The organism is Catellatospora sp. KI3, from assembly GCF_029948125.1.
Taxonomy (GTDB): domain Bacteria; phylum Actinomycetota; class Actinomycetes; order Mycobacteriales; family Micromonosporaceae; genus Catellatospora.
The window spans coordinates 1-4,798 of record NZ_JASAMB010000055.1; the positions used below are offsets into that span (position 1 = coordinate 1).

The 4,798-nt window shown below is 71.0% G+C and carries 6 protein-coding genes; 4 read left to right on the top strand and 2 right to left on the bottom strand.

All coding sequences use genetic code 11. The annotated features are described in order from the left end of the window. Together QEZ54_RS36110 and QEZ54_RS36115 are read right to left on the bottom strand one after the other, a co-directional pair. Positions 1-1,284, bottom strand: a 1,284-nt coding sequence (locus QEZ54_RS36110) for a M28 family peptidase (RefSeq protein ID WP_281309291.1), incomplete at its 3' end; no start/stop codon positions are given. 118 nt (positions 1,285-1,402) lie between these two features. Further along, on the bottom strand, positions 1,403-1,666 hold the full coding sequence (locus QEZ54_RS36115; RefSeq protein ID WP_281309292.1) for a hypothetical protein: 264 nt from the start codon (positions 1,664-1,666) through the stop codon (positions 1,403-1,405). Positions 1,667-1,830: 164 nt separating this feature from the next. Here QEZ54_RS36115 and QEZ54_RS36120 point away from each other — a divergent pair, with 164 nt between their 5' ends. The 4 genes from QEZ54_RS36120 to QEZ54_RS36135 all read left to right on the top strand — a co-directional run. After that, the gene (locus tag QEZ54_RS36120) at positions 1,831-2,127 is read left to right on the top strand and encodes a hypothetical protein (RefSeq protein ID WP_281309293.1); all 297 of its coding nucleotides are present in this window, start codon (positions 1,831-1,833) and stop codon (positions 2,125-2,127) included. Positions 2,128-2,197: 70 nt separating this feature from the next. Further along, complete coding sequence (locus QEZ54_RS36125) at positions 2,198-2,539, top strand: metalloregulator ArsR/SmtB family transcription factor (protein WP_281309294.1); 342 nt, start codon at positions 2,198-2,200, stop codon at positions 2,537-2,539. Between the two features lie 79 nt (positions 2,540-2,618). Continuing rightward, the gene (locus tag QEZ54_RS36130) at positions 2,619-3,602 is read left to right on the top strand and encodes a 5,10-methylenetetrahydrofolate reductase (RefSeq protein WP_281309295.1); all 984 of its coding nucleotides are present in this window, start codon (positions 2,619-2,621) and stop codon (positions 3,600-3,602) included. Between the two features lie 89 nt (positions 3,603-3,691). After that, on the top strand, positions 3,692-4,798 hold a 1,107-nt coding region (locus tag QEZ54_RS36135), incomplete at its 3' end, for a serine protease (protein ID WP_281309296.1).

Consider the following 4,798-nt stretch of genomic DNA (forward strand, 5'->3'; position numbering starts at 1 on the left):
GCCGGTGCCGTTGACGGTCAGCGTGTACGTCGCCGAGTGGGCCACCGAGCCGGTGCCGGTGACCGTGATCGAGTACGTGCCGGGCGCCGCGCTGGCGGTGGTCGACACGGTCATCGTCGACGAGCCGCCCGAGGTCACCGAGGTCGGGCTGAAGCTCACCGACACGCCGGACGGGGCGCCCGACGCGCTGAGGCTCACCGTCTGCGCGCTGCCGGAGGTCGTCGCGGTGCTGACGGTGGCCGTGGTCGACGAGCCGGGGTTGACCGCGCCGGAGGTGGGGCTCAGCGACACCGAGAAGTCGTTGGTGGCGGTGCCCGTGGTCAGGTTCCACACGGCGTACGAGATGGCGTTGGCGTAGCGGCCCAGCGACGTCGTGTTGACGTTGGACGGGTAGCTGTCGCAGGCCTTGTGGTAGCAGGGGTCGTAGGCCGCGCCCGCGGTGCCGCCCCACTTGGTGACCTGCGCGCTGGTCTTGGTGCGGCCCGCGCCGGTCGAGTTGATCGAGGCCGGGATGCCGGCGTCGCGGAACGAGCCGTCGTCGCTGCAGCACTCCGTGGACGTCTCGGTGGGCACGCTGATCGAGGTGAAGTACTCGCGCAGCTTCACCGCGACGGCGTCGGTGCCGGTGACGAAGTAGCCGCCGTTGGTGGAGGCGATCATGTCGAAGGTGCCGTACGCCTTGATCGCGGACCGCTGGGCCGAGGTCAGCGAGTTGACGTAGAACTTCGAGCCGACCAGGCCCTGCTCCTCGCCGGTCCACCAGCCGAACCGCACGTGCTTGGCCATGGTCGGGTTGGCCGCGGCCAGCTGCAGCGCCACCTCCAGCAGCGCCGACGAGCCGGAGCCGTCGTCGTTGATGCCGGGCCCCGCCGAGACGCCGTCGAGGTGCCCGCCGAACATGTAGGTGTTGTTGGTGTCACCGCCCGGCCAGTCGGCGATGACGTTCTTCGCCGAGCCGCTGCAGGTGGTGCAGGTCTGCAGGGTGACGGTGTAGCCGGCGGCCTGCAGCTTCTGCTGCACGTAGGTCATCGAGGCGGTGTAGCCCGCGGTGCCGGTGGCCCGGTTGCCGCCGTTGTTGGTCGCGATGGTCTGCAGCTGCTGCAGGTGGGCCTTGACGTTGTTGACGTCGATGGTCGGTGCGGCCAGGGCGCTGACGAGGGTCGGCGCGGTCGCACCGCCCGGTCCGGCGGGTCGGGCGGCGGCTGAGGGCTGGGCGCTCAGCGTGATCACCGCGGCGACGAGAACAGCTAGGGCAGGTCCTGCCGTAACCGTTTTCAGTCTCATGAAGGGCTCCTTGTGTCCATGCCGATGTGGACGGCTCGCCGTAGCCAAGCAGAACCGTCCGGGCGGCACAAGGCATCGGAACCCTTGAATTTTTTGTGAACCCTTGCCGTCCTGCCGGTCAACCCTGGGCGGGCACCTCGTCTCCGCCGGAGGGCTGCGCGCGGACCACCGGCAGCACGATGGTGGGGTGGGTCAGGCCGAGCAGGCGGCTGTGCCGCTCGCTGACGCGTACGCAGGCCAGCGCCACCGAGCAGGGTAGCTGGCGGGTGCAGCTGCACAGGCCGCCACCGGCCGGACGGTGCTGGGCGAGCATCGCCGCGGCCGCCGCGACCTGCCGGTGCGCCAGTTCGATCGGGTCGGCCTCAGCACCCTCTGTCCACATGGGACGAATCTTGCCATTCGGGAGGCGCTGATGCACACCCGGTGCCCCGGCGGCTTGAATAGTTGCGTATCTTAGCAAGTAGTAATGCGTCGCTGCGGGCTCGGCGGGCAGCCTCCGAGCGGGCGCGACCGGGCGCGGCCGACAGCGGAAGGGGCGTACGGCCCATGGAACCTCGCCGCCGGACGGCCTGGCACGGATACCTCCTGGTGGTCGACGCGCTGGTGCCCGCGGTGCGACGCGCGGACCGGCCCGGCGAGGCGGCCGCCGAGTTCGCGGCGCTGCACGCCCACCTGGACGCGTACGCCACCGGCTGGGGCCTGGACGGCCTGCGCCTGCTCGGCATCGCCACCCACGCGCACGTCATGCACCGCCGCGGCGACCGGGACACCAGCCTGGCACTGCTGCACGCCCTGGCCCGGCGGCTGTTCACCCTGTCCAGCCCCGGCCGCGTGATCCGCTGACCCGCGCCCCCGGCGGCCCGGCGGCCGCGAGCACGCCGGTACGGTGGGGGACCACGAAGGGGGTGGACCGGTGCGCAAACCGCTGTATCAGGCCAAGGCGGAGTTCTTCAAGGCACTGGCCCACCCGGCCCGCATCCGGGTGCTCGAACTGCTGTCGCTGCGCGAGCACTCCGTCGGCGAGATGCTGCCCGAGGTCGGCCTGGAGGCCGCGCACCTGTCCCAGCAGCTGGCCGTGCTGCGCAAGATGAACCTCGTGGTCACCCGCAAGGAAGGCTCCACCGTCTACTACTCGCTGGTCAGCCCGCACGTCGCCGAGCTGCTTGCCGTCGCCCGCCGCATCCTGACCGAGGTGCTGGCCGTCCAGGTCGAGCTGCTCGACGACCTGCGTGCCGCGCAGACCACGCCACGCTGACCGGCGCGCGGCGGTCGACTATGTGAGACGGCGATCGCGCGCGCGGGCACCCGCGGGCGGGCCTGGGTAGGGTCGGCTCATGCTGGAGCAGACCGTGACCTCGCCGGACGCCGCCGACCCCCGGGCCGCGCGGCCGCCGCTGCGGGAGCTGCTGACCGGCGCGCGCAGCGGGGCCCTGCTGTTCGGCATCACGCCGCCGCGCCGCAGCGCCACCCCCGACGAGGTGCGCCAGATCGCCGCCGTGACGATGGCCCGGCTCGCCCCGCTCGACGTCGACGGGCTGGTGCTCTACGACATCGACGACGAGAGCGACCGCAACCCCGACCAGCGCCCGTTCCCGTACCTGCCGACGATGGACCCCGGCCGGTTCCGGGACGAGTACCTGACCGGCTGGGACCGGCCGGTCGTGGTCTACCGCTGCGTCGGCAAGTACCCCGAGGCCGACCTGCGCTCCTGGCTGGACCGGGCGGACCCGGCGCGCGTGCTGAGCGTGTTCGTGGGCGCGTCGTCGAGCCAGAAGACGGTCCGCACGAGCCTGCCGCAGGCCCAGGTCCTGCACCGCGAGGTGCGGCCGGAGCTGCTGCTCGGCGGGGTCGCCATCACCGAGCGGTACGTGCGCAGCGGCGACGAGCACCTGCGCCTGGCGGCCAAGCAGGCCCGCGGCTGCGCCTTCTTCATCTCGCAGGTCGTCTACGACGTCGACGCGACCAAGAGCCTGGTCTCGGACTACTTCCACACCTGCCGCGAGCAGGGGGTGCAGCCGCGCCCGATCCTGTTCACCCTGTCGGTGTGCGGCTCGCTGAAGACCCTGGCCTTCCTCAAGTGGCTGGGCGTCGGCATCCCACGCTGGCTGGAGAACGCCCTGACCCACGCCGCCGACCCGCTGGCGGAGTCCTACGACCACTGCCTGGCCGCGGCGCGGGAGCTGAGCGCGTTCTGCCGGCGGCTGGAGATGCCGTACGGGTTCAACGTGGAGAGCGTGTCGATCCGCAAGGTCGAGATCGAGGCGTCGGTCGCGCTCGCCGTCCAGGTCCGCGCCCTGCTGGACGGCGCCGAGGGCTGACCGCCGCGCTGAATCGATCCATGGTCTTCACTGGAGGGTGAGGCTGCCCATAGACTGGCGGCGATTTCTCACACCCCCTGGGAGCCCCCATGTTCCAACGAATCGCCACCACCGTGGGCGCACTCGTGCTCGGCGCGGCCGCCATCGCGGTCCCCGCCGCCCCCGCGACCGCCGTCACCCTCCAGGCGGCCAGCCTCAACGCGACGATCGCGCTGAACAACTGCTCGGCCTCGCTCGTGCGCTTCCCCAGCTCGGTCAGCACCGACCGGGCGATGATGCTCACCAACGGCCACTGCTACGAGGGCGGCATGCCCGGTGCCGGAGACGTCCTGCAGAACCGCAGCAGCACCCGGTCAGGCACCCTGCTCAACGCCTCCGGCGGCAGCCTCGGCACCGTACGCGCCGACCAGCTGATCTACGCGACGATGACGGACACCGACGTCGCCCTCTACCGCCTCAACACCACGTTCGCCTCGATCCAGAGCAGCTACGGCGTGACCGCGCTGACCATCTCCGCCTCCCGTCCGGCGAGCGGCAGCAGCATGTTCATCCCGTCCAGCTACTGGAAGCAGATCTGGAACTGCACCATCAGCGCATTCGTGCCGACCCTGCGCGAGGGCGTGTGGACCTGGCACGACTCGATCAAGTACAACTCCGGCTGCCAGACCACCCACGGCACCTCCGGCTCGCCGATCGTCGACCTGGCCACCAACAACGTCGTCGGCATCAACAACACCGGCAACGACGACGGCCAGTCGTGCACGCTGAACAACCCGTGCGAGGTGGACGCCAACGGCACCACCCACGTCTACCAGGGCCAGAGCTACGGCCAGCAGACGTACTGGTTCACCACCTGCCTCAACGCCTCGCGCGCCATCGACCTGACCGTGTCCGGCTGCCTGCTGCCCAAGCCGCCGGGCACCGGCAACACGGTCACCGTGACCAACCCGGGCAACCAGTCCTCGGTCGTCGGCACCGCCGTGAACCTGCAGATCAGCGCCAGCTCCTCCGGCAGCGGCCAGACCCTGACCTACAGCGCCACCGGCCTGCCCGCCGGGCTGGCCATCAACGCGAGCACCGGCAAGATCACCGGTACGCCCACCACCGCGCAGACCACCACGGTCACCGTGACGGCAAAGGACACCACCAACGCCACCGGCACGGCGTCGTTCAGCTGGACGGTGACCTCCTCCGGT

Excerpts from the sequence above, each read along its gene's own strand:
- QEZ54_RS36130 (WP_281309295.1), top strand. The coding sequence starts at position 2,619 with ATGCTGGAGCAGACCGTGACCTCGCCGGACGCCGCCGACCCCCGGGCC.
- QEZ54_RS36115 (WP_281309292.1), bottom strand. The coding sequence starts at position 1,666 with ATGTGGACAGAGGGTGCTGAGGCCGACCCGATCGAACTGGCGCACCGG.
- QEZ54_RS36120 (WP_281309293.1), top strand. The coding sequence starts at position 1,831 with ATGGAACCTCGCCGCCGGACGGCCTGGCACGGATACCTCCTGGTGGTC.